The 23,117-nt window shown below is 37.5% G+C and carries 16 protein-coding genes and 2 pseudogenes; 14 read left to right on the top strand and 4 right to left on the bottom strand.

Features of this window, described 5'->3' with window-relative positions; translation table 11 throughout:
• Positions 1-123: 123 nt before the first annotated feature.
• Positions 124-1,814: pseudogene (gene dld, locus NYR89_RS03775) on the bottom strand (D-lactate dehydrogenase).
• Positions 1,815-1,915: 101 nt separating this feature from the next.
• On the opposite strand from dld, the gene NYR89_RS03770 reads away from it, so the two are divergent.
• The 7 genes and pseudogenes from NYR89_RS03770 to NYR89_RS03740 all read left to right on the top strand — a co-directional run bounded on the left by NYR89_RS03770 (position 1,916) and on the right by NYR89_RS03740 (position 10,206).
• Complete coding sequence (locus tag NYR89_RS03770; protein ID WP_279446404.1) at positions 1,916-2,320, top strand: DUF423 domain-containing protein; 405 nt, start codon at positions 1,916-1,918, stop codon at positions 2,318-2,320.
• Positions 2,321-2,690: 370 nt separating this feature from the next.
• The gene (gene rlmM, locus NYR89_RS03765) at positions 2,691-3,782 is read left to right on the top strand and encodes a 23S rRNA (cytidine(2498)-2'-O)-methyltransferase RlmM (protein WP_279446403.1); all 1,092 of its coding nucleotides are present in this window, start codon (positions 2,691-2,693) and stop codon (positions 3,780-3,782) included.
• A 108-nt stretch (positions 3,783-3,890) separates the two neighbouring features.
• Complete coding sequence (gene dapB, locus NYR89_RS03760; RefSeq protein WP_279446402.1) at positions 3,891-4,700, top strand: 4-hydroxy-tetrahydrodipicolinate reductase; 810 nt, start codon at positions 3,891-3,893, stop codon at positions 4,698-4,700.
• Between the two features lie 61 nt (positions 4,701-4,761).
• A complete protein-coding gene (locus NYR89_RS03755; RefSeq protein WP_279446401.1) occupies positions 4,762-5,895 on the top strand; it encodes a methionine biosynthesis PLP-dependent protein in 1,134 nt (377 codons plus the stop codon).
• 102 nt (positions 5,896-5,997) lie between these two features.
• Positions 5,998-6,537, top strand: a complete 540-nt coding sequence (gene hpt, locus NYR89_RS03750) for a hypoxanthine phosphoribosyltransferase (RefSeq protein ID WP_279446399.1) — start codon at positions 5,998-6,000, stop codon at positions 6,535-6,537.
• A gap of 103 nt (positions 6,538-6,640) precedes the next feature.
• Positions 6,641-8,736: pseudogene (locus tag NYR89_RS03745) on the top strand (transglycosylase SLT domain-containing protein).
• Positions 8,737-8,814: 78 nt separating this feature from the next.
• Positions 8,815-10,206: a DHA2 family efflux MFS transporter permease subunit gene (locus NYR89_RS03740; RefSeq protein ID WP_279446398.1), complete on the top strand. Its 1,392-nt coding sequence runs from the start codon at positions 8,815-8,817 to the stop codon at positions 10,204-10,206.
• 33 nt (positions 10,207-10,239) lie between these two features.
• Here NYR89_RS03740 and NYR89_RS03735 read toward each other — a convergent pair whose 3' ends face one another.
• Together NYR89_RS03735 and glnS are read right to left on the bottom strand one after the other, a co-directional pair.
• On the bottom strand, positions 10,240-10,383 hold the full coding sequence (locus tag NYR89_RS03735) for a hypothetical protein (RefSeq protein WP_279446397.1): 144 nt from the start codon (positions 10,381-10,383) through the stop codon (positions 10,240-10,242).
• Between the two features lie 54 nt (positions 10,384-10,437).
• The gene (glnS, locus tag NYR89_RS03730; RefSeq protein WP_279446396.1) at positions 10,438-12,108 is read right to left on the bottom strand and encodes a glutamine--tRNA ligase; all 1,671 of its coding nucleotides are present in this window, start codon (positions 12,106-12,108) and stop codon (positions 10,438-10,440) included.
• Positions 12,109-12,336: 228 nt separating this feature from the next.
• Here glnS and NYR89_RS03725 point away from each other — a divergent pair, with 228 nt between their 5' ends.
• Positions 12,337-12,711: a hypothetical protein gene (locus tag NYR89_RS03725; protein ID WP_278227009.1), complete on the top strand. Its 375-nt coding sequence runs from the start codon at positions 12,337-12,339 to the stop codon at positions 12,709-12,711.
• A complete protein-coding gene (locus NYR89_RS03720) occupies positions 12,704-13,351 on the top strand; it encodes a DUF805 domain-containing protein (protein WP_279446394.1) in 648 nt (215 codons plus the stop codon). Before NYR89_RS03725 ends, NYR89_RS03720 begins: the two co-directional genes overlap by 8 nt.
• 91 nt (positions 13,352-13,442) lie before the next feature.
• Here the strand turns inward: NYR89_RS03720 and efp are convergent, their stop codons facing one another.
• Positions 13,443-14,009 (bottom strand): elongation factor P, encoded by a 567-nt coding sequence (gene efp / locus NYR89_RS03715; protein WP_279446393.1) that lies wholly within the window; start codon positions 14,007-14,009, stop codon positions 13,443-13,445.
• A 151-nt stretch (positions 14,010-14,160) separates the two neighbouring features.
• Here efp and NYR89_RS03710 point away from each other — a divergent pair, with 151 nt between their 5' ends.
• From NYR89_RS03710 to NYR89_RS03695, 5 genes are all read left to right on the top strand, one after another.
• Positions 14,161-14,718, top strand: coding sequence for a hypothetical protein (locus NYR89_RS03710; RefSeq protein WP_279446392.1), 558 nt, complete (start codon positions 14,161-14,163; stop codon positions 14,716-14,718).
• 86 nt (positions 14,719-14,804) lie between these two features.
• A complete protein-coding gene (gene epmB / locus NYR89_RS03705) occupies positions 14,805-15,806 on the top strand; it encodes an EF-P beta-lysylation protein EpmB (protein WP_279446391.1) in 1,002 nt (333 codons plus the stop codon).
• 192 nt (positions 15,807-15,998) lie between these two features.
• The gene (locus NYR89_RS03700) at positions 15,999-17,687 is read left to right on the top strand and encodes a ShlB/FhaC/HecB family hemolysin secretion/activation protein (RefSeq protein ID WP_279446390.1); all 1,689 of its coding nucleotides are present in this window, start codon (positions 15,999-16,001) and stop codon (positions 17,685-17,687) included.
• Between the two features lie 69 nt (positions 17,688-17,756).
• Entirely contained in the window at positions 17,757-17,828 is a 72-nt protein-coding gene (locus tag NYR89_RS10955) for an ESPR-type extended signal peptide-containing protein (protein ID WP_423848452.1), read from the top strand.
• Complete coding sequence (locus tag NYR89_RS03695) at positions 17,818-23,109, top strand: two-partner secretion domain-containing protein (RefSeq protein ID WP_279446389.1); 5,292 nt, start codon at positions 17,818-17,820, stop codon at positions 23,107-23,109. Before NYR89_RS10955 ends, NYR89_RS03695 begins: the two co-directional genes overlap by 11 nt.
• Positions 23,110-23,117: the final 8 nt, after the last annotated feature.

The raw sequence follows: 23,117 nt of genomic DNA, 5'->3' as shown, positions 1-23,117 counted from the left end.
ATAAAACGCACTAAAGTGAAAGGCTTTAGTGCGTTTTTCTTTATGTTTTAACTGAATGGACAAGCGGTTATTTTTTCAAATTTACTTGTAAAGAAAAAACGGTAATAGACCGCTTGAAGTGTGCTATTTCCAGTATTTTTTCTTAGAGGTTTGCCCAATACCGACATTAAAACTATTGGTTGGATCTAAATCTTTATAGAATTTGCGTAGTGTTGGTTTTGCTTCATATAAATGTCCAACATTATGTTCTGCTGGATATTGCGCTCCTCGTTTATCCAATAAGTCTAACATTTCGTGTTCTAATGCAACGCAATCCACACCTTTTTTCACAATATAATCTTGATGGAACACGTGGCACATAAAATGCCCATAATAGAGTTTATGTAGGATTTTTTGATCGATTTCAGGCGGTAAGACCTCAAACCAATCTTGATCATTACGGCGTAATGCAATATCTAACGCAACAATATCTTCCACTTCGTTTTCGTGCGTTGCACGGTAACGAATTGCGCGGAGGCTACCGCAAAACGGTGTAACATTGCCGCTTGTGTTTCTACCGCATTACATTCGAAATAACCGCCTTTCTCATGCTCAGAAAAATATTGTTTCAAATATTCACGAGCTTCGGCAACACCGGTTCCACCCATTTTCAGAATTAAATGATGCTCATATTTTTCACGATATTGCCATAAACTTTGTGGTAAATGTTCTGGTAGACGTTTAGATAACGCCTGCATAAATTTATCGCTTAAATGGTGAGGTAAGAACGAAAATTTTTTCGCAATACGGTCGGCATTGGCTTTTAAGGCAAATAATTTCGGTAACCAATGTGTGCCGAATTTTTTAATGACCCAGAATGTATCTTTACCATAGCGAGCGACGATATCAAACGCATCACGATGAATATATTCGCCGGAAATTGGTAATTGCTTAAAGTTAGCAAGCATATGACGGCGTAAATCATTTAGGGTAGAAGTGTGATTTGTGCCGATATAGAATACAGCGGTTTGTTTTTCTAATGGGAATGTATCTAAACGCACAGCAAATACGGCTAATTTACCGGCACTACCGGAGGCTTCATAGTGGCGATTCGGATCGGCATTAAAACGGGCAGGAGAATCTTCATCAATTTTACGAACGTGATCACAATAAGTATGATCGTGACCTTTACCGCAGTTTTGTTGAATATCTTTGCGTTGATAACGATTGTTTTGTAGGTTTTCTAAAATTTCTTCCGGTGTTTCGCCTAAATCAATGCCTAAGTGATTTTTAAGTTCCAGTTCGCCTTGTTCATTTAGTTGAGCAAATAAAGCCATTTCGGTATAAGCCGGACCACGCTGTACTAAAGCACCGCCGGAGTTATTACAAACGCCGCCGATAACCGAAGCACCGATACAAGATGAACCAATAACCGAGTGAGGTTCACGTCCGTGCGGTTTTAATTTAATTTCTAATTCATTGAGTGTTGAACCCGGTAAACAGACTACTTGTTCCGCATTATTAATCAACTGGATACCGTCCATTCTCATCGTATTGATAATGACAATTTCTCGGTCGTAATCATTGCCGTTCGGGGTTGAGCCACCCGTCAAGCCAGTATTGGCGACTTGGTTAATCACAATAACATCGTGACGTACACAGGCTTTTAAAACTCGCCAATATTCTAATAATGTTGCAGGACGCACCACAGCAAGGGCTTTTCCCGTACCGAAACGATAACCGCTCCGATACGCCTCACTTTTAGCGACATCAGTAATAATGTATTGAGAACCAACGATTTCAATTAGTTGTGGGATCAATAAATGTGCAGACATAATCAGCCTCCTTGTTAAAAATTAACAAAATCATAACAAAAGATGGCTAAATGTGTAATAAATTTTATGCTATATTTAGCATTATTTTTTAAGGAGAAATGATGAAAAATAAATTTGTTTTATTGGCGGCAATTAGCGGCTTTTTCTGTATTGCGTTCGGTGCTTTTGCTTCTCATGGACTAGCTAAAATATTAGAGGCAAAAGCATTAGATTGGATTGATACCGGTCTTCAATACCAAATGTTTCACACCTTAGCTTTATTAGCTTTAGGTTTGTTCCAATTAGCAAATTCCACACAAAATCCACCCGCTTGCAGAGCAAAAGCCTTAAACATTATTGGTGGCAGTTGGATATTGGGTATTTTGTTATTTAGCGGTAGCTTGTACGCTTTAGCATTATTGGGGCAACGATTATTTGTATGGAGTACACCGCTTGGTGGCATATTTTTTATGATTGGTTGGGCTGTGTTAATTTTTGTGAGTTTACGCACTAAAAAAACCGCCTAATCGGTTAGCATAAGCGGAAAACGTTGTTTTTGTTTTATGGTGTCAGATATTGACTTGTCAACGCAATCAACGCTAGAATGATTCCGACATCAATTTTGATTGACAATTGCAATTTACCCTCGTTACAGGTTAGTTTAAATTGCATTTTATAGTTCCTGTCTAATGAGTTAATCAAAAGCAGGTCAAACGCAAAATCCCTGTTCCCGCAGGGATTTTTACATTCTCCCTGCCACCTATTGTTTTCACATCACTGCAAAAATAACGCCTGTTATTATGTCCATATTGTGTTTTTAATCAATAACTTGTTTTTCCTATCAAAATAGTCTGTAAAACGCTATACTAACCACATTTTTCACCAATCAGAAAACCTATGAATAAACTTGCATTATATTGCCGAGCAGGCTTTGAGAAAGAGACTGCCGGTGAGATTACCGATAAAGCGGCACAACTTGGTGTGTTTGGCTTTGTGAATTTAAAAGAAAATAGCGGTTATATCATTTTTGAATGTTATCAAGCCGGCGATGCGGATCGCTTAGCCAGAGAATTAAAATTTGAACAGCTGATTTTTGCTCGTCAAATGATTGTGGTCGGCGATATGTTACAAGACTTGCCGGCAGAAGATCGTATTTCACCGATTTTAGAGCAATACCAAGCGTTAAATCCTCGTCACAGTTCGGATATTTTTGTTGAAACGCCTGATACCAACGAAGCAAAAGAATTACTGACCTTTTGCCGTAAATTTACCGTACCATTGCGTAATAGCCTGAAAAAGCAAGGCTGGCTAACTAAGTCTGAGCGTGCAAAGGGCAGTATCAGCTTACATATTTTATTCATCCGTCCGGGCTGTTGTTATGTCGGTTATGCTTATAACGACAATAAGTCGCCGTTTTTTATGGGGATTCCCCGTTTGAAATTCCCTGCGGAAGCCCCAAGTCGTTCGACCTTAAAATTAGAAGAAGCGATTCTTACTTTTATTCCAGAAGCGGAAGAGAAAAAACGGTTTACCGATGAAATGACTGGTGTAGATTTAGGAGCTTGCCCGGGCGGTTGGACCTATCAACTAGTTAAACGTGGCGTATTCGTATATGCAGTCGATCACGGCAAAATGGCGGCAAGCCTACACGAAACCGGACGTATTGAGCATTGTCCTGAAGACGGTTTTAAATTCCAACCACCTAAACGTAAAACTATCGACTGGCTGGTGTGCGATATGGTGGAACAACCGATGCGGATCAGCAAATTAATCGGTAAATGGTTAATTAACGGTTGGTGTCGAGAAACGATTTTTAACTTAAAATTACCGATGAAAAAACGTTATCAAGAAGTGCAATTATGTTTAGCCTATCTTGAAGAAGAACTCGAAAAACAAGGTTTTTGGTTTAAAATCCAAGCAAAACATCTTTATCACGATAGAGAAGAAATTACCGTACATATTGCGGTCATGGGACGTAAACCACAATAAGTAAAATCAATATAAATAAGCGGTAAAATTTTCACAAAAATTTGTAAAATTATGGCAAAATCAGACCGCTTATTTTAACAAGAAAAAGACATTATAGAGGAAGAGACAATGACATTAAAAATCGGAATCGTCGGTGCCGGCGGTCGTATGGGACGCAACTTGATTACTGCGGTACAAAATGCGGAAGGCGTGGAATTAGGTGCGGCATTTGAGCGTAAAGGCTCAAGTTTAGTTGGTGCGGATGCAGGTGAAGTGGCTGGCATCGGTACAACAGGGGTAAAAATTAGTGATGAGTTAAGCCAAAATACCAATTTTGACGTATTAATTGATTTTACCCGTCCGGAAGGTACGCTCGAACATATTAAATTTTGTGTGGCGAACGGCAAAAAAATGGTGATCGGCACAACGGGCTTTGATGATGCAGGTAAACAAGCGATTCAAGCGGCGACAGAGCAAATTTCGATTGTGTTTGCTTCTAACTATAGTGTCGGTGTGAACCTCGTATTCAAGTTATTAGAAAAAGCGGCAAAAGTGATGGGCGATTATTGCGATATCGAAGTGATTGAAGCTCACCATCGTCATAAAGTGGACGCACCGTCCGGCACAGCATTATCAATGGGCGAACATATCGCCAAAACGCTTGGACGTAATCTTAAGACACATGGTGTTTTTGCCCGTGAAGGTATTACCGGTGAACGCAAACGTGATGAAATTGGCTTTGCCACCATTCGTGCCGGTGATGTGGTCGGTGAACACTCGGTATGGTTTGCCGATGAAGGTGAGCGTGTTGAGATTGCCCACAAAGCCTCAAGTCGTATGACTTTCGCCAACGGTGCAGTGCGAGTCGCTAAATGGTTGAATACAAAAGAAAACGGTCTGTTTGATATGACGGATGTTTTGGATCTGAATAATTTATAGTTTGGATTGAATGTAGGGACGCACTGAGTGCGTTTAAAATAAATAATGAAAGGAATGAAAAATGACCAAATACAACAATATTGAAACGACATTGGTACAATTAGGTAACCGTACTGATCCTCGTACAGGTGCGGTAGCAACACCGATTATTTTATCAACCGCTTATGGCCGTGATGGTTTAGGCGAATCGACCGGTTGGGATTATACTCGTACAAAAAACCCGACTCGTGCTGTGTTAGAGCAAGGTATTGCAGATTTAGAAGGCGGTGATGCAGGCTTTGCAATGGCATCTGGGATGGCGGCAATTCAGTTAGTGATGTCGCTTTTCAAAGCACCGGATGAATGGATTATTTCAAGCGATGTATATGGCGGTTCTTACCGTTTATTCGATTTCAGTCATAAACACCACAATACAGTAAAACCGGTTTATGTAAATACTGCAGATTTGGCGGCGATTGAAGCGACTATTACCCCAAACACTAAAGCGATTTTTGTCGAAACACCGTCAAATCCATTAATGGAAGAGTGTGATGTTGATGCCATTTCTAAAATTGCGAAAAAACATAACTTAATGTTAATTGTGGATAATACTTTCTTAACTCCGATTTTATTCCGTCCGATTGAACACGGTGCGGATATTGTAATTCATAGTGCAACGAAATACCTTTCTGGTCATAACGATGTGTTAGCCGGTTTGATTGTAGCGAAAGATTCAGAGGCGACTAAAGTAAACGGTCAAAATCTTTCGGAACGTTTATTCTACTTCCAAAACTGTGCAGGCGCAGTGCTTTCACCATTTGATTCTTACCTTGCAGTGCGTGGCTTAAAAACGCTCGCGTTACGTATGGAACGCCACCAGTCGAATGCCACCGAATTAGCGAAATTCTTAAGCGAACAGCCTGAGATTGATAGCGTACTTTATTCAGGTAAGAGCGGTATGCTTTCGTTCCGTTTACAAAAAGAAGAGTGGGTGCCGAAATTCTTAAAGGCGATCAATTTGATTACCTTTGCAGAAAGTTTAGGCGGTACGGAAAGTTTTATCACTTACCCGTCGACCCAAACGCATATGGATATTCCGGAAGCGGAGCGTATTGCTCGTGGTATTACTAATAACTTGTCGCGTTTCTCTGTCGGTCTTGAACACGTTGAAGACCTAAAAGCGGATCTTCGTCAGGCATTCGAACAATTAAAATAAGTAAATTGGCATAACATTATGGTGTTATGCCAAATTTCTTTTGATTTTCTTATTGATTGTCATTATCATTAAGCCAATTTTATTTACTGGAATTTAAACCTTATGAAAAAACATCACGTAGAAACGCTTATTTCTAATGAAGAAGTGCAATCTCGTATTGCAGAACTTGCTCAAGAAATTAATCATCATTATGCTCACGAACATTGTGAAAATTTAGTTGTTGTTGGGCTTTTGCGTGGTTCATTTATGTTTATGGCGGATTTAGTACGTTTAATTGATGTGCCGGTTGAAGTGGATTTTATCACTGCCTCTAGTTATGGTTCGGGTACGGAATCTAACCGTGATGTGAAGATCTTAAAAGATCTTGATGGTGAGATTCACGGTAAAGATGTACTCATCGTTGAAGATATTATTGATACTGGATTCACGTTAAGCAAAGTGCGTGATATTTTGAAATTACGTGATCCTCGTTCGGTAGCTATTTGTACTTTACTTGATAAACCTTCACGTCGTGAAGTGGACGTGCCAGTTGAATGGGCAGGTTTTGCTATTCCGGATGAATTTGTGGTTGGTTATGGTATCGACTATGCACAAAAATATCGCAATCTTGATTTTATCGGCAAAGTTGTAATGGACGAATAGTTGTAATTTTTTATTAAGATTTGACCGCTTGTAAGGCTTAAATGAACTTCAAGCGGTTTTCTTTTTCTAAAAATCTACGATGTTAAGTAGGACAGGAAAATTTATGATTTGGAAAAAAACGTTATTTGCATTGCTCGTATTAAGTTCAGCCGCTTGGGCGACAGAGAAGCCTGTTGCTAAAACATTTACCGAAAGTGAAGTAACAGCATTAAAAGCACAATGGCTTGCCGAACAGCAATCAGAATGGCAGAAACAGGCAGAACAAAGAACAAAGCGGCGAGAAACATTTTTAATTGCGGATAACTTACTTAAAGCGGCAATTACGGATAAACAATTGTCAGCGGAAACTCAGCGATTAGTGAAAGCATTGCTTCAATCGTTAGATGGCTATCCGCTTAAAGGCGATATAGATTGGGCATTTTTGAAAGCTAAAATCGAGAGCCAGCAAGTTACTGATGAAGATATTAAATCTTTCTTGGCTTTATATCCTAATTCTCCTTACCAAAAGCAGTTTGAACAGTTACCTTTTTCACAATTATATGCTCAACAGAAATGGGCTGATGTATTAACCTATAGTGAAAAAGTGACACCGCTTGGCGATAATCAATGCCGAGTCTTAGCCTCGCAATTCCAATTATTATCGGAAAAATTACAATCTGATCAATCACAGGACCAAATTGTAAGAAACGAGTTTCTGATTTCGGATTTATTAACACAGTTTGAAAAATTATGGTTAAAAACAACCGCTTTACCGGCGGAATGTAGCGATTTAGAAACCTATTGGAAAGCTAAATTTGGGATAACCGCAGAGAAAATTCGTTTAAAAGCGGTCCATTTATTTGAGAAAAATGCAAAATCCGAATTAAGTAACTTATTAGCAATCGCTGAAAATCAACCAATTGAATTTAAGAATTGGTTAGTCGCGGTAGAACAGTTAGCGAAACAGCCACAAACGTTACCGGCATTTATTGAACAAGCGACTGGAGATGAGCAAAGCAGAGCGATTGCCAATCAAGCATTTCCGCAATTTATGAAAACCATTGCTGAGAATATCGAGAATCCGGATTTTACCCCTTATCAGATGTGGGCGGATAAATTAGGCTTGTCTGCGGATGAACAAAAAACGTGGAAAGTCACTTTCTTAAATCGGCTTTTTGATAATGAAAATACAGATTTTCATACGTGGCGAGATCAACAGATTCAGCAATTACAAACAGATAATCTCACCGAACGTCGTATCCGTTTAGCCATTCTGCAACAGACTCCCTTAGATGAATGGCTAGGCTTATTATCGAATGATGCTAAGCATAAACCGGAATGGCGTTATTGGATGGCGAAAGCAGAGAAAGAGACTAAGAAGCGTGACGCATTGCTATTAGTGCTTGCGAAAGAACGTGGGTTTTATCCGATGTTAGCGGCTCAGTTACTCGGGCGCAATATGTGCCGACACAAGGATTGATCTTAGAATCAGATGTTACGGATCGTTTACAGCCCCAATTTGATCGCATTAAGGAATTTCGGGATTTACAACGTTTTGCACAAGCGAAAACGGCTTGGATTGAGTTATTAGATGGGCTTTCTACTGATGAAAAATTAGCAGTTACCGCTTATGCTAAACAACAAAATTGGTATGACCTATCAGTAGAAGGTACAATTCAGGCAAAAGCGTTTGATTATTTATCATTGCGTTTACCGAATGCTTATTCCGATTGGTTTGATCTAAATCTGCAAGGAAAACCGATAAGTAAAACCTTTGCGATGGCTATTGCTCGTCAAGAAAGTGCCTGGGATTTCCAAGCCAGATCGCACGCAAACGCACTCGGATTGATGCAAATGTTACCGACTACTGCACAAAAAACGGCACAGGATAATCAACTGCCTTATCGTAACGAGCAAGATTTATTACAACCGTTTAATAATATTATGCTGGGTACAACACATTTGGCGGAGCTTAATGCGAAATATCCGAATAACCGTTTTTTAATTGCGGCTTATAATGCTGGGGCAAGCAGGGTAGATCGTTGGCTTGTCAGAGCAAACGGTAAACTTGCTTTAGATGAATTTGTTGCCTCTATTCCGTTTTATGAAACGCGAGGTTATGTACAAAATGTTGTAGCCTATGATTATTATCAACAGCTCTTACAAAAAGTAGAGAAACCGGTAATGTTTTATAAAGAGGAATGGCAAAGAAAATATTAATTGAAAAATAAGCGGTTAAATACTGGGAAAAACTTGTAAAGTGATCTCAGAATTTAACCGCTGATCTATGAGGCTTATATGGGAGATGTTTCACATAAAGGATTAGCATGGATTGCCGCATTAGCTTTATTTATGCAGGCATTAGATGCGACCATTCTGAATACTGCCTTACCGGCTATTTCCAATAGCCTAAAAGAATCCCCGTTAGATATGCAAATGGCAATTATCAGTTATGCGTTGACTGTTGTCGCTTTAATTCCGTTAAGTGGTTGGTTAGCGGATAAATTCGGTACATTGCGAGTTTTTCGCGGTGCGATTTTGTTATTTGTCTTGGGATCTATTGCTTGTGCTATATCTTGGTCGTTAAATAGCTTAGTTTTAGCTCGTATCATACAAGGTGTTGGCGGTGCGTTAATGATGCCGGTTGCTCGGCTTACTATTATTCGTAGCGTACCGAAAACACAACTGGTTGCCACGTGGAACTTAATGGCAATGGCTGGGTTGACTGGACCGATACTTGGTCCGATTTTGGGTGGTTGGTTAGTAACTTATACTTCATGGCATTGGATATTTCTGATTAATATTCCGATTGGCTTAATCGGTATAATGATTGCTGGTCGATTTATGCCGAATCTCACACAACCGCCACGTAAATTGGATTGGAGAGGCTTTTTCTTATTTGCGACAGGATTAGTCGGGCTTACTTTAGGCTTAGAATTTATCGCTGAAGATATTGGTAATTTAGCCAAAGCCACACCGATTTTAGCTGTGGGTTTTATACTGATTTGCGGATATTGTTGGTATGCTTACCGAGCAGAAGAACCTCTCTTACCTTTAGCGATGTTTAAAATCCGTACGTTCCGTATCGGTATTGCATCGAATATGTTAATTCGTTTAAGTGGCTCAGGCATACCTTTTCTATTACCGTTAATGTTACAAGTGGCTTTTGGCTACAGTGCGGACATTGTTGGTTGGTTAATGGCACCTTTAGCTTTAAGCTCCGTTTTAGCAAAATCGTTTATTAGCAGAGTATTAGAAAAACTAGGCTACCGGAATACCTTACTTGTTAATGCGTTATTAATGACATTAGCGATTATTAGTATGTCCGTACTTAATGCTCAATCGCCTTTATGGCTCTTTATTTTATTGGTCATATGGTTTGGGACTTGTATGTCATTTATGTTTACTGCAGTAAATACATTGACGGTGTGTGATTTAAGCGATCAATACGCTAGTGCGGGTTCAACAATGATGAGTGTCGTCCAACAGGTTGGCATCGGCATAGGCATAGCCGTTTCTGCGGTAATTCTCGGTATGTATCGTGCAAATATCGGCGAAACGGATGTATTACTAACACAAGCATTTAGTTACACATTTCTCACCTCTGCAATTTTCGGGCTAATATTAGCACTTAATATCGCTCGTTTAGCTCGACAAGACGGCAATCATTTACATAGTAAAAAAGCATAAAAAAACGGTCGTAATGACCGTTTTTATTTAAATCTAGTTTAATGAAAACTCTTTAGTGGTTGATTCGTACTTGATACCAGAGTTTGAACCTTCCGCACCGTTAAAATACACATTTTTAGATTGCGAACAAGCACTGATCACTAAAATACTTGCCACTAACAAAATCACTTTTTTCATATTGCCTCGAATAGTGTAAAAAAGCGGTCATTTCTGACCGCTATCATCAAAAAATTAAGCGGTAAAACCTTCTTTTAAACTTACAGTTAAGTTAAATACTAAGTTTTCAGCCGAACCGTCTTTACTGTCTAAACAGTAATAGCCTTCACGTTCGAATTGGTAGCCTTGTTCCGCTTTTGCATTAACTAGGCTTTGTTCTACGAAACCGTGTTTGATTACCAATGATTCTGGGTTTAATACCGCATTAATATCGTCTTCAGCACCTGGGTTTGCTACCGTGAATAAACGGTTGTAAATACGGAATTCAGCCGGTTTGTTATCTTCCGCGGATACCCAGTGAATTACCCCTTTCACTTTGCGACCGTCAGCAGGATTTTTACCTAAAGTTTCCGGATCGTAAGTACAGAAAATGGTAGTGATTTTACCGTTTTCGTCTTTTTCTACACGCTCAGCTTTAATTACATAAGCATTACGTAAGCGCACTTCTTTACCCAATACTAAACGTTTGTATTGTTTATTTGCTTCTTCACGGAAGTCTGCTTCATCGATATAAAGTTCACGCGTAAACGGTAAATCACGCTCGCCTAATTCCGGACGGTTCGGGTGATTCGGTGCTTTTAAGATTTCTTTATCACCAAAGTTTTCAATCACAACACGAATAGGATTGATTACTGCCATTGCACGTGGTGCGTTTTCGTTTAAATCTTCACGAATACAAGCTTCAAGTGCAGAGTATTCCACCACGTTATCTTGTTTTGTCACACCGATACGGCGACAAAATTCACGTAATGATGCCGGTGTATAACCACGACGACGTAAACCTGAAATTGTCGGCATACGTGGGTCATTCCAACCGTCCACCGTGCCATCTGTGACTAATTTCAATAATTTACGTTTAGAAGTGAGTGTGCCTTCTAAATTTAAACGAGAAAATTCATATTGGTGCGGTAATGGACGCTCAATAGAAATATTTTCAAGTACCCAATCGTATAAACGGCGGTTATCTTGGAATTCAAGCGTACATAACGAGTGAGTAATGCGTTCAATCGCATCCGAAATACAGTGTGTAAAATCGTACATCGGATAGATACACCATTTATTACCGGTTTGGTGATGGTGAGCAAATTTGACACGATAGATGACCGGGTCACGCATTACGATAAACGGTGATGCCATATCAATTTTGGCACGTAAACACGCTTTACCTTCTTCAAACTCACCGTTTTTCATTTTTTCAAATAACGCTAAGTTTTCTTCCACGCTACGGTCACGGTACGGGCTGTTTTTGCCCGGCTCAGTTAACGTACCACGATATTCACGCATTTCATCCGGCGAAAGTTCATCAACATAAGCCAAACCTTTATTGATTAACTCAATCGCATAGCCGTAAAGTTGATCAAAATAGTCAGACGCATAGCGAGGTTCGCCTTCCCATTTAAAGCCTAACCATTCTACGTCTTGTTTGATTGAATCAACGTATTCAACGTCTTCTTTTACCGGATTCGTATCATCAAAACGAAGGTTACATAAGCCTTTATATTCTTGGGCAATACCGAAGTTTAAGCAGATAGATTTTGCGTGACCGATATGTAAATAGCCGTTCGGCTCAGGTGGGAAACGAGTGTAAACATTATTGTGTTTACCGCTTTTTAAATCTTCATCAATAATATGGGTAATAAAATTCGCACGGGTTTCCGGCGCATTTTCTAAAATTTCTTCTGTCATAATTGTTCTCTGTTTTATAAAAATAACTCCAAATTTTACACGGTTTAATAGCTTATCTCAAGCGGTTAGATTTTATCAGAATTTTACAAATTTCTAATAAAAGCCAATAGTTGTATCAGTTATTTGAAGTATAAAAAATGGACAATTTTTAGAGTGTACACTCTATGTTCTTTATCTTGACAGATAAAGAACAATAAGTATTGCTAAAAACATTTCGGAGAATTTACTATGGCAGGAAAGTGGAATTATGAGGAAAGTTGCGAAAAAGCAATATTGGCAGGTTATGAGGAGAAATTTGATGAATTTGCTTATAACAATTCGTACTTTATAAAAGATGACAAAATTTGGATTCATAACTTGGAGTCATTATGTGAAAAGATGGGGTTTAGTACGTTGCAAGAAGTGGTAGATGCAGGTTATGCACTTGAAGATTGGTTTAGATATAAAGATCTAACCATACATAAAATGAAAGAATATTTTGCAGAAGAAGATATGTTAGAGATTTATGATGCTATCGGTGGTAATGGTTTAGATAACGTGTACTTGTCCGATGGAATGTGGTTGACTCCAGAGGGTAAGTTAGTAGGAGGAGGTAATGCGTAGATCAAGGCTAAATTATTTAGGATATTCAGTATTGGCATATTGTAGTTTTATTTTATTTAGTGGCTTTATAATCTATAGTGCTAAGTATTCATATTATGATAATTGGGAAGAGTATCAGAATCGAATTGAATCTTTATATGTAATTCTTATTATTCATTTAGGAATCAGAATATACCTTACAGCAGGTCGCTTAAAAGATATGGATAAAAATCCCTATTGGGCTTGGACAGTTATTATTCCTTTTGCTTGGTTGTATTTTGTTTTTGCTAAAGGGTCAGTAGGAGATAATCAATATGGAAAATCGCCCAAAGCTATTCGTGATGAAGAAGAAATAAAAAAAGCAGAGAGCAGAGCAATAACTAATCCAACAGAGATTGACTTAGTGTTACAGCACTTAGAGCAATCTACATTTCCTGATGTTGGTCGAGTTAGAAGTATTAACTTTGTAATGAAAGAAGAAAATGAACGTTACTTTTATGCGATTTCGCCAGAAAACGTTAGAAAACTTCGCAAGCGTTTAGGAATTTTAGCTAATAGGTTAAAAGATAACGAAAAAAGTTATGGATTTTTATACGCAGAGAGAAATTTTTATATAGGAGATAGATTGATATTTTCTTGGAAAAATGAAGTGAACATTTAGTTATTTTTCTAATATTTACAAGATAAAAAGCGGTCGAATTGTTTGCAATATTTGCAAGAAATTCGACCGCTTAAATTCTTATAAAATCAGATTATTTCACACGTGAAACGTATTCGCCAGAACGAGTATCAACACGGATTACTTCGCCGATTTGTACGAATAATGGTACACGAACAACTGCACCTGTGCTTAATGTTGCCGGTTTACCGCCGGTACCTGCTGTATCACCTTTTAAGCCCGGATCGGTTTCAACTACTTCTAATTCAACGAAGTTTGGTGGAGTTACAGAAATTGCAGAGCCGTTCCATAATGTGATGATACATTCAGCTTGGTCAACTAACCATTTGTCGTTGTCGCCTAGTGCTTTTTCATCTACAGAGATTTGTTCGAATGTTTCCGGGTGCATAAAGTACCAGAAATCTTCATCTTTGTATGAGTAAGTGTAGTTGTAATCTACAACGTCCGTCGCTTCAACAGAAGTACCTGATTTGAAGTTGATCTCTAATACTTTACCAGAGATTAATTTACGGATTTTAGTACGGGTAAATGCTTGGCCTTTACCCGGTTTAACAAATTCGTTCTCAACGATTACACAAGGTTCACCATCTTGGATGAATTTTAAACCCGGTTTGAAGTCATTAGTGCTGTAGCTAGCCATTGTTTCCTCAATAATTAACAAGAAATTAACAAAATTTAGAAATCCGCTATTGGATTTGTCAAAAAGACCCATATAATACAGCAATTAGCGAAAGATCTCTAAAAGTTTTTACGCTATACTTCAAAAATCTTATTTAATTAAGGGAAACTCAATGAAAAAAGTTATTACTCTTTCTGCAATCATCGCCTTATCTATCGCAACCGTTGCGGAAGCAAAGCGTGGCGGTTCATCTCGTTCGGTAACGGGTAAACCGATTGCGGCACAAAAAACGCAATCTATCCAATCAAATACGCAAAAAGACGCAACATTTGATAATACACAAAATCGTGCGATTCCAAATCAACAGCCACAAGCGAATGGCGGAAACCGTTTAGCGAGTTTCGCAACCGGTGCGGCGGCAGGTTATGTGTTAAGTGAAATGCTTGCACCGACCGAAGCACAAGCACAAACTCAATCGCAACCAGCGGCAACAGCTCAACCACAAGCGGTTCAAAATACACAAAATGTTGCAAATACCGCACTAGCTACGGTAGCAACATTTAAGAGCATTGGTGGGCAAGTTGATCCGTTCTTAGTGGAAAAAACAGACGGTTATCGCCGTTATTGTATTGCGGGCGTGCAATATTTAGCGGCACAAGGTGGTCAATCTTCACCTATCGTGATGGTTAATCCAAACGGTTCACCACTAGCGTGTAATTTAGCACCTTAAAATTAAATAATTGTAGGGGCGTACTGCGTACGCCCTTTTTGTTTTTTATAAAATTTCAGATCGAGAGCAGTAAGCCTCTAAGAATTATGCAATCAGTCCAAATTGAATCTTCCAAACCCCAATGGCTTATCGAACTGGCTCAGGCCTTTAATGATCCTATTGCTTTATTAGAATATCTTGAGCTGAATCCGCAGGAATTTGAAACGGCAATAACAGCACGTAAATTATTTGCATTACGTGTGCCTCGCCCATTTGCCGAAAAAATGCAAAAAGGTAATAAAAATGACCCGCTTTTTTTGCAGGCAATGTCGGCAACTGAGGAGTTTTTACAGATGGAAGGCTTTGTGAAAGATCCGTTAGAGGAACAGCACAGCCCTGCACCAAATATTTTGCATAAGTATCATAACCGTCTGCTATTTATGATTAAAAATAGCTGTGCAATTAATTGCCGTTACTGCTTCCGCCGTCATTTTCCTTATGATGAAGTAAAAAGCGGTAAAGCGGTTTGGCGACAAGGATTGGACTATATTGCGGCACATACGGAATTAGAAGAAGTGATTTTCTCCGGCGGTGATCCGTTAATGGCAAAAGATAACGAATTAGATTGGTTGATTTCCGCTTTGGAACAAATTCCGCATCTTAAAACCTTACGGATTCATACCCGTTTACCGGTGGTGATTCCAAGCCGTGTCACACAACAATTATGTGACCGATTATCAAAATCTCGTTTAAAAGTCGTGATGGTCACACATATCAATCATCCTAATGAAGTAGATGAAGTCTTAGCTGATAAACTTAACCAATTACGCCAAGCAAATGTTGTGTTACTCAATCAATCCGTTTTACTCAAAGGGGTTAATGATAATGCACAAATACTGAAAGCATTAAGTGATAAATTATTTGATAGTGGTGTATTGCCGTATTATTTACATTTGCTCGATAGAGTAGAAGGAGCAAGTCATTTCTTTATTGAAGATAGACAAGCGGTCAAAATTTATCAAGAATTGCAACAGATCACATCCGGCTATTTAGTGCCGAAATTAGCAAGGGAAATTGCTAAAGAACCAAATAAAACTTTAATTGTATAATTTCTTAATGTGCGATATGAGTCATTTGCTTATATCGCTTTTTTATGTCTGAACAATCAATGTTGGATTGCCTCTCAATCATTCACTCCCCATTTAATTTTATTTATAAAACAATGTAATTTTTTGTAAGATTTGTATTTGGTGATAGTCTTTGTGTCTGTTCGTCTTAACTTTTATAGCAATGGAGAAGCTATGTTTAATAAATACGACAAGACATTTTTATGGGTGTTATGCCTAAGTTCATCATTATCTTATGCCAAATTAAATGATCCGCTCAACCAAGAAATACAACGTTTAAAACATGAGAAAGCCATTAATGAGGCACAACAGAATTTACAAAAAGCGGAGAAATTTCTAGATGACACTCAAAAGGAGATGCCTTTCTCTGAACCGCAATCCCCTAGCACATCCGATCAAATCATAAAATCCATTTATGTAGATATAGGCAAGGAAAAGGTTGATTTAGATTTCACTCCTATTTTTAAACGCTATCAAGGTAAAGCATTAACATCTGAAATCGTGTTGAATTTAGTGAAAGAACTTACCTCTGTGCTATATGGAAAAGGTTACTCAACAAGTGCTATCGGTCTTAAAAACGGTGAAATTCGTGACGGTAATTTAGCTTTTATTGTGCATTGGGGGTATGTGAATGAAATTAAAGTTAACGGCGAAAGTCCCTCAAAGTTTAAAGATAGGGCAATGATTAGCGTATTGCCAACGGTAAAAGATAAATTATTAAATATTTATGATATTGACCAATTTATCGATATTTTGAGTACTAATAATAAATCGGCAAATATTAAAGTGGTTGCTAGTGAAGGATATGGTAAATCGGATCTGAATATACTGACGGAACGAACGCTATTACCGACATTCACATTGGGCTTTAATAACTCTGGTACGGAAAATAATGCGAATGGACGTAACCAAGTGACAGCGAATTTAGTCTGGAGCGATTTATTAGGAACTAATGATACTTGGTCATTCAATACAGGTTATCGCTTATATAAACAGCATAATAAAAATAATCAGCATAATTTTTCGTTAGGTTATGTTCAACCTTTTGCTTATTACACTTTAGAAACAAGGATTTCACAGTCGGATTATGAGAAAGAAATCAAAGGTATTTATGCATATCCCTCTTCTGGTAAAACCAAAACGGCAAATATTAAGCTGTCGAAAATATTAACTCGTAATAAAGATGTGATTTTTTCTTTATATAGCGAATTAGAGTTTAAGAAAAAAGAAAATAATGTCGCTAATCGCAAAGTGAATAATTTACATCATAACAAATTAACCGTTGGTTTATCTTATATCAGCCAGCTTTGGAACGGCAAATTATATAGCGATATTTCCTTCTCAAACGGTTTAAATTGGTTTAGTGCAAATAAATTAGCTTATAACCATAAAAGTGAAAAAACATTGAGACTGATTTCCAGCTCGGTTAACTGGCATAAGCCGTTTGCAATATTAAATAGAAATGCCAATTATCAAATGCGAATCGGTATGCAATATAGCCTTGACAGCTTGTATTCAGATAATCAATTTTCTCTCGGGGATGAATATACCGTACGTGGATTTAAAGGAAGTGTGCTATCGGGAGATAAAGGTGCATATTTATCACAAACCATCACTATGCCGTTTTATCCGCAAAAAAGCTATGTATCGCAAATCTCGCCTTTTATCGGCTTTGACATTGGGCGTGCTTATCAAAAATTACCTAAAACCAATAATACGTTAGCTGGTGTTGCAGGAGGTATAAAAGCACAAATTCAGAAAATTTCATTATCGTTAACTTATGCAAAACCACTCAAATCATTGGATACACAAGTTAATAGAAAGGCTCCTGTGTATTATGTGAACGGTTCGATTACTTTTTAAATTCTAATTATAAGGCTTCTTAAAAGCCGTTTTTTATCATCAAACTTATATTTATTTAAGGAGAAAATTATGAATAAAAAATGTTATAAACTCATTTTTAGTAAAGTGAGAGCTTGCCTCGTGCCGGTCGGTGAATATTAAATCAGCGATAGGCAACAGTTCTTCTTCATCAAATAAAATTTCAAAACAGCAGTCGGAAAATAGTACATATCGACTTAATGCTCTTGCTGAGTGCGTCCATACTACATTAAACCCGATTCAAACATTTAATCTTTTCCGTTGGAAAAATATTTCGTTTGTATTATTAGCCGTTTCTGCTCCGTCATTAGCCAATGACAATGTTATCGTTGATAAATCATCAAAGGGTCAGGTTTTCGTTGAAGAGAGAGCCTCAAAGAATGGACAAGGCAATATTCTGGTTATTGATATTGCTAAACCAGATTCGGATGGTATTTCGGATAACCGTTTTGAAAAACTGAATATACCAAACAGTGCAGTATTTAATAACTCGTTACATAAAGATAAATCAACGATTGTAGGTGAATTGGACAAAAACCGATATTTCAAAGAAGATGCGACTAAAGCTATCTTAAATCAGGTAACCGGTAAGGATATGAGTACAATCCAAGGTGGTTTAGAGGTCTTCGGTGAAAAAGCAGACTTGATTATCGTGAACCCGAACGGTGTCACCTTAAATGGCGTAAAAACATTTAATTCTGATCGCTTTGTTGTTTCAACCAGTGATGTGATAGCAAAAGGGAAACGTAACTTATCTGTAAATAAAGGAACGGTGATTATCGGAAAAGATGGTGTGGCAACTAATGGACTCAGCTATTTCGATGTCGTAGCCAAAACCATTAAACAAGAAGGTTCAATAGGTTTAGACGAAAAAGATACCGTACATAAAACGCCGGCCAACATCACATTAGTTGCAGGCAGTGCTAATTATAATTTAAAAACATATAAAGCGACTGGAAAAAACCAAAAAGCTAAAAAAGATGAAATTGCCATTTCAGGTGAGGTCGCTGGTGCAATGTATGGTAAAAATATTCAATTAATTACGACAGACACAGGTGCAGGGGTAAATCATCAAGGAGCAATTCTTTCTGAAAAGGATATTAAAATTGTTACTCAAACAGGCGATATTACTGTAAATGAAATACATAGTAATAAAGTTGCTGTGATAGGTAAGAACCTTGATATTACAAAGAAAGGAACGGTGCGAGCAAATGAAACTGTCGCACTAAATCTAACTGAAAATGTCACTTTACACGAATCGTCAAACATTGTCGCTAAAAAGACAAGTATTAAAACTAAAAAAGCTTTAATCAAAAAGGATGCTACGCTGATTGCGACTAATTTAGCCGTCGAGGCGAAGGAAAAAATTGTTAATGACGGCAGTTTACTTGCTCGTAGCAATAAATTGAAAACAAAGGAATTAACCAATAACCAAGGCGGTGAGATTCTAGCGGAAAATTTATTGGAGATTACCGTACAGGGTAAAAAAGGTGTTGAATCAAACGGTTATATTAATCACGGAACAATAAAAAGTAATAAAGATACAATTCTAACCTTTGCAAATAATAGTAATTATGTTAGCCAGGGATTCGCCTTACCAGAAACCCAAGAACATTTAACGATCAATGCTTATGATGCAGAAATTTCTGAGAAAGACGAAATTCAGCAACAAGCAAAAGTGACCGTAAATGCGAAGGGAAAATTTTCCAATCACGGATTGTTAACAAGTGCCAAGGAATTAAGCATCAATAGTAAAAAAGATATTACTAATAATGGATTATTAGGGGCTAAAGCGATTTTACGTTTAGTTTCTCAACAAGGAGAAGTATTAAACAGCATTAATTCTACTTTACATTCTGAAGGGACGACATATTTAGATGCTAAAAATAGAGTGCTGAATTTAGGGGAAATTTATTCAAAAGGCAAAATTTATGTTAATACCTTAAAGTTAGAAAATAAGGCGGATATTGAGGGAAAAGTCGGTAGTGCTATTTTTGAACTTTCGGATACACATTATGCGTCATATGATCTCCGTTATGATGAAATATTTGTTGAAGGATTTTTTAATGAGTTAATCATATCTTCTGATCTCAAAGTGAAAAATATGGGAAGAATTATCTCTGAAGGCGGATTAGAGTTTACTTCAAAGGATAAAAGCAAATCTTCTATTATTAATAACGGTATTCTCAATGTAAAAGGTGATTTGAAGTATGATGCCAATGTTTTTACTAACAATATGGAGAGTATTCAGGTCGATCTGTATAAAGCATTATTTGCAAATAAAAATAAAGTGACAGTTCGATTTCAGCCTAAGTTACGTTTCTTAGCTACCCCATTAGATCAAACTGCTATTTACGAATTTGAAGATTTAGGTACGTTAGTAGATTATGTGTTTAATGACTCGGAATATATCCGTACACCACTTTATTATGCGGATAAATTGGAAGTGCTAAATGCTTTAAAAAATATTCCGGCACCGACTTTACAGAAAGGTTTATCTGCTGTTTTTGGTGCAGGTTGGGATAGCAATGGAAGCATTACGTTTACCAATAGTGGTGATCCTGAGCATTTCAAAAAATTAAAGACTCGCTGGGAACAGTTTAAACAAAATGCTGTAAAGGTACATTTCTACCCTGATCAGAAGGCAAAAGTTTTTGCCGATAAAATTATCGGTAGTAATGAAAGTAGTTCAAGTTCATTCCAAAATGGCGCATATTCTGAGGTTGGTGATACTGCAAAACCGACTGATGAATTTAGAGTTGGCAAACATTCTATCTTAGTACCTGAAGCTTATTTTGAATCTTATACGGACACGATTCAGCAAAATAGTAATGGGATAGATTTATCTGCTTTAGCCGAATTACTCTCTCAACCGTACCTATTTATTGATAAATCGGCATATCGTGAAAAAACTGAAAGTAAAGATCGTGTTTTAAGCAAGAAAGAAGATCGTAAGTTATTGGAAGAAACAGAAGAAGAAAAGCAACAACGCGAAGCTGAACGTAAGAAACAAGCACAGGAGCGATTAAGACAGGAAAAGGAAAAAATAAGAAAAGAGCAAGAAAAGCGAGTTCGTCAACAAAAAGAAAAAGCGGAAGCCGAACAAAAACTTAAGCAGTTAGCTAAGGAGAAAAAACGTATAGAACAAGAAAAACGTAAACAAGCAGAACAAGCAAGGCAGGCAAGAGAGAAAGAAAAACAACGTATAGAAAACGAACGTAAAGATAGAGAGAAAAAACTCAAAGAGGAGCAAAAAAGATTAGAAGCATTACAAGCACAAAGACAACAAGCGGAAGAAAAACGAAAAAAACAACTTGAACAAAAAGAAAAAGCACTGACAGAAAAGATCCTTCGTTTACAAAGAGAACAAGAAGAAAAAGACGTACAAGCTAGAGTGGAACGTGAAAAACAAGAAAAACAACGTAAACAAGCCGAGGAGAAAAAACGTCAAGAATTGAAACGTTTAGAAAATGAAGAAAAACAGCAAAAAGAAAAACTAAAAAAACTGGAAGCGGAGAGAAAAGAGGAAGAACAACGCAAAGCTGATGAAGAAAAACAACGTTTAGCATACGAAAAAGCGTTGGAGGATGCTCGCCGTAAGACGGAGGCATTGAATAGAAAACAGACAATTCCCGAAAAGAACGATTTACCTAAAGTAGAAACAGAAGCACTCTATCGAACAAGATTACATTATATTAACCAAGATGATTATATTGGCGGTAAATACTTCTTTAATAAAATTGCCCCTCGTAATCAGGAATTAAAAAAGGTTGAAACGGTTGGCGATAATTATTTTGAGCATCAATTAATTACCCGAACTATTGAGAAGAAAGTCGATAATCATTTATCACTAAAATATGACCTTAATAATATTCAATTAGTTAAAAAATTAATGGATAACGCCTACTTTGAAGCTAAAGATCTAAAATTAACGTTAGGTCAAGCGTTAACGGAAGAACAGCAGAAAAAACTTAAAGAAGATATTATTTGGTATGTAAAAACGAATGTAAACGGCAAAGAAGTTTTTGTTCCTCAAGTGTATTTTGCACAACAAACGCTTGATGATGCAGAAAAATTCAGAGGTGTCGGCAATGCGGTCATTAGAGCGAGAGAAATTAATGCAAAAGCGAAAAATATCCGGAATAGTGCAACAATTGCGGGTGATGATGTAAATTTAAAAGCTGAGCATAAAATTAAAAATCGAGGCGATATTCTTAGTAAAAATGAAGCTCGATTGTATGGTAAAAAAGGGATAGAAAGTAGCGGAACAGCTTATATTGATGAAAAAGGTAATACAAAAGTTCGGAAATCTAAAATTAATTCGGATGGACATCTTCATTTAGAAACAGATACTGATAGTTCGGTTGATCTTACTGCCAGTGAGGTGAAAGCTAAAACGGGACAGGTTAAAGCAAAAGATTTGAATTTAAAAGATACTTATGAAACAAACCGTTCTCGTGAGTATCAAGAATATCGTTATGAACTTGGAGCCATTCATTTACCAGGAGGTCATACAACAACAGATGTTTCGCAAGTAAAATCGGTAGGTACTGAAGCAGAATTTGATCATCTTCATTTATCGTTACATGGAGATGTAAATCAAACCGGGAGTAAATTATTAACGAATCGTACTACTGGAGTCGTAAAAGGTGATTTCAATACCAAAGCGGGTAAAGATATTTTAGCACGTGAAGTCAATTCGTTCAGTTTGGGCGGCGAGGTTTCAGCAACAGCGAGCGGTGGTGGTTCAACAGTAGGGGTGACTGTTTCAGAAGAAGGTAAACAGGTACATCAGGGTAAATCGAATACTGCTGGTGTTTCTGCAGGCTCAATGCTAACGCTAAACTGGAAAACGGATAAAGAAACCACATTAACCCATAAAAATAGTGAGTTAACTGCAAAAAGCGGAGAACTTTACGTATTAAATAAAGCGGATATTGGTGGTATTGATATCAATAAAGATGTCTCAGTGTTAGATACAGAACGTAAGTCTGATAAATCATCCGATTTAGCACAAGAAGGAAATGCACATATTGCAGAAGCGACAGAAAAAACGACCGCTTCACAACCAGAGAATAAAGAGACTCTAACGTTTAATATTTTAAATGATGAGCAAATTGCTAAAGAATTAGAAACCAAAGATCGTTCTTTCTTTGATAAACATAAAGCGAATGAAATTGAAGATCAGAAAAAAGGTTTTACCTTGTCAGCAAAACGAGTTGCCTCAACGAAAGAAAAAGATGAAAAAGAAACTTATTCATCAAAAGTAAAAGTTGGCTTCGGCATTGAAACTGAAGGTCATTCAGCTATCGCTGATGCGGTAAGTAATTCGGTTAGACAGATTAGAGATTCGCAAAAAGGTATAAAACAAGACGGAACCGCAAACATTACAACAATTAAGTGATGCGGCAA

Origin of the sequence: Actinobacillus arthritidis (genome assembly GCF_029774155.1) — a bacterium.
Classification (GTDB): domain Bacteria; phylum Pseudomonadota; class Gammaproteobacteria; order Enterobacterales; family Pasteurellaceae; genus Actinobacillus; species Actinobacillus arthritidis.
This window is presented reverse-complemented; position numbering and strand designations above follow the sequence as displayed.

What these genes read in the sequence shown, in the direction of transcription:
- NYR89_RS03770 (WP_279446404.1), top strand. Translation starts at nt 1,916, where the DNA reads ATGAAAAATAAATTTGTTTTATTGGCGGCAATTAGCGGCTTTTTCTGT.
- rlmM (WP_279446403.1), top strand. Translation starts at nt 2,691, where the DNA reads ATGAATAAACTTGCATTATATTGCCGAGCAGGCTTTGAGAAAGAGACT.
- dapB (WP_279446402.1), top strand. Translation starts at nt 3,891, where the DNA reads ATGACATTAAAAATCGGAATCGTCGGTGCCGGCGGTCGTATGGGACGC.
- NYR89_RS03755 (WP_279446401.1), top strand. Translation starts at nt 4,762, where the DNA reads ATGACCAAATACAACAATATTGAAACGACATTGGTACAATTAGGTAAC.
- hpt (WP_279446399.1), top strand. Translation starts at nt 5,998, where the DNA reads ATGAAAAAACATCACGTAGAAACGCTTATTTCTAATGAAGAAGTGCAA.
- NYR89_RS03740 (WP_279446398.1), top strand. Translation starts at nt 8,815, where the DNA reads ATGGGAGATGTTTCACATAAAGGATTAGCATGGATTGCCGCATTAGCT.
- NYR89_RS03735 (WP_279446397.1), bottom strand. Translation starts at nt 10,383, where the DNA reads ATGAAAAAAGTGATTTTGTTAGTGGCAAGTATTTTAGTGATCAGTGCT.
- glnS (WP_279446396.1), bottom strand. Translation starts at nt 12,108, where the DNA reads ATGACAGAAGAAATTTTAGAAAATGCGCCGGAAACCCGTGCGAATTTT.
- NYR89_RS03725 (WP_278227009.1), top strand. Translation starts at nt 12,337, where the DNA reads ATGGCAGGAAAGTGGAATTATGAGGAAAGTTGCGAAAAAGCAATATTG.
- NYR89_RS03720 (WP_279446394.1), top strand. Translation starts at nt 12,704, where the DNA reads ATGCGTAGATCAAGGCTAAATTATTTAGGATATTCAGTATTGGCATAT.
- efp (WP_279446393.1), bottom strand. Translation starts at nt 14,009, where the DNA reads ATGGCTAGCTACAGCACTAATGACTTCAAACCGGGTTTAAAATTCATC.
- NYR89_RS03710 (WP_279446392.1), top strand. Translation starts at nt 14,161, where the DNA reads ATGAAAAAAGTTATTACTCTTTCTGCAATCATCGCCTTATCTATCGCA.
- epmB (WP_279446391.1), top strand. Translation starts at nt 14,805, where the DNA reads ATGCAATCAGTCCAAATTGAATCTTCCAAACCCCAATGGCTTATCGAA.
- NYR89_RS03700 (WP_279446390.1), top strand. Translation starts at nt 15,999, where the DNA reads ATGTTTAATAAATACGACAAGACATTTTTATGGGTGTTATGCCTAAGT.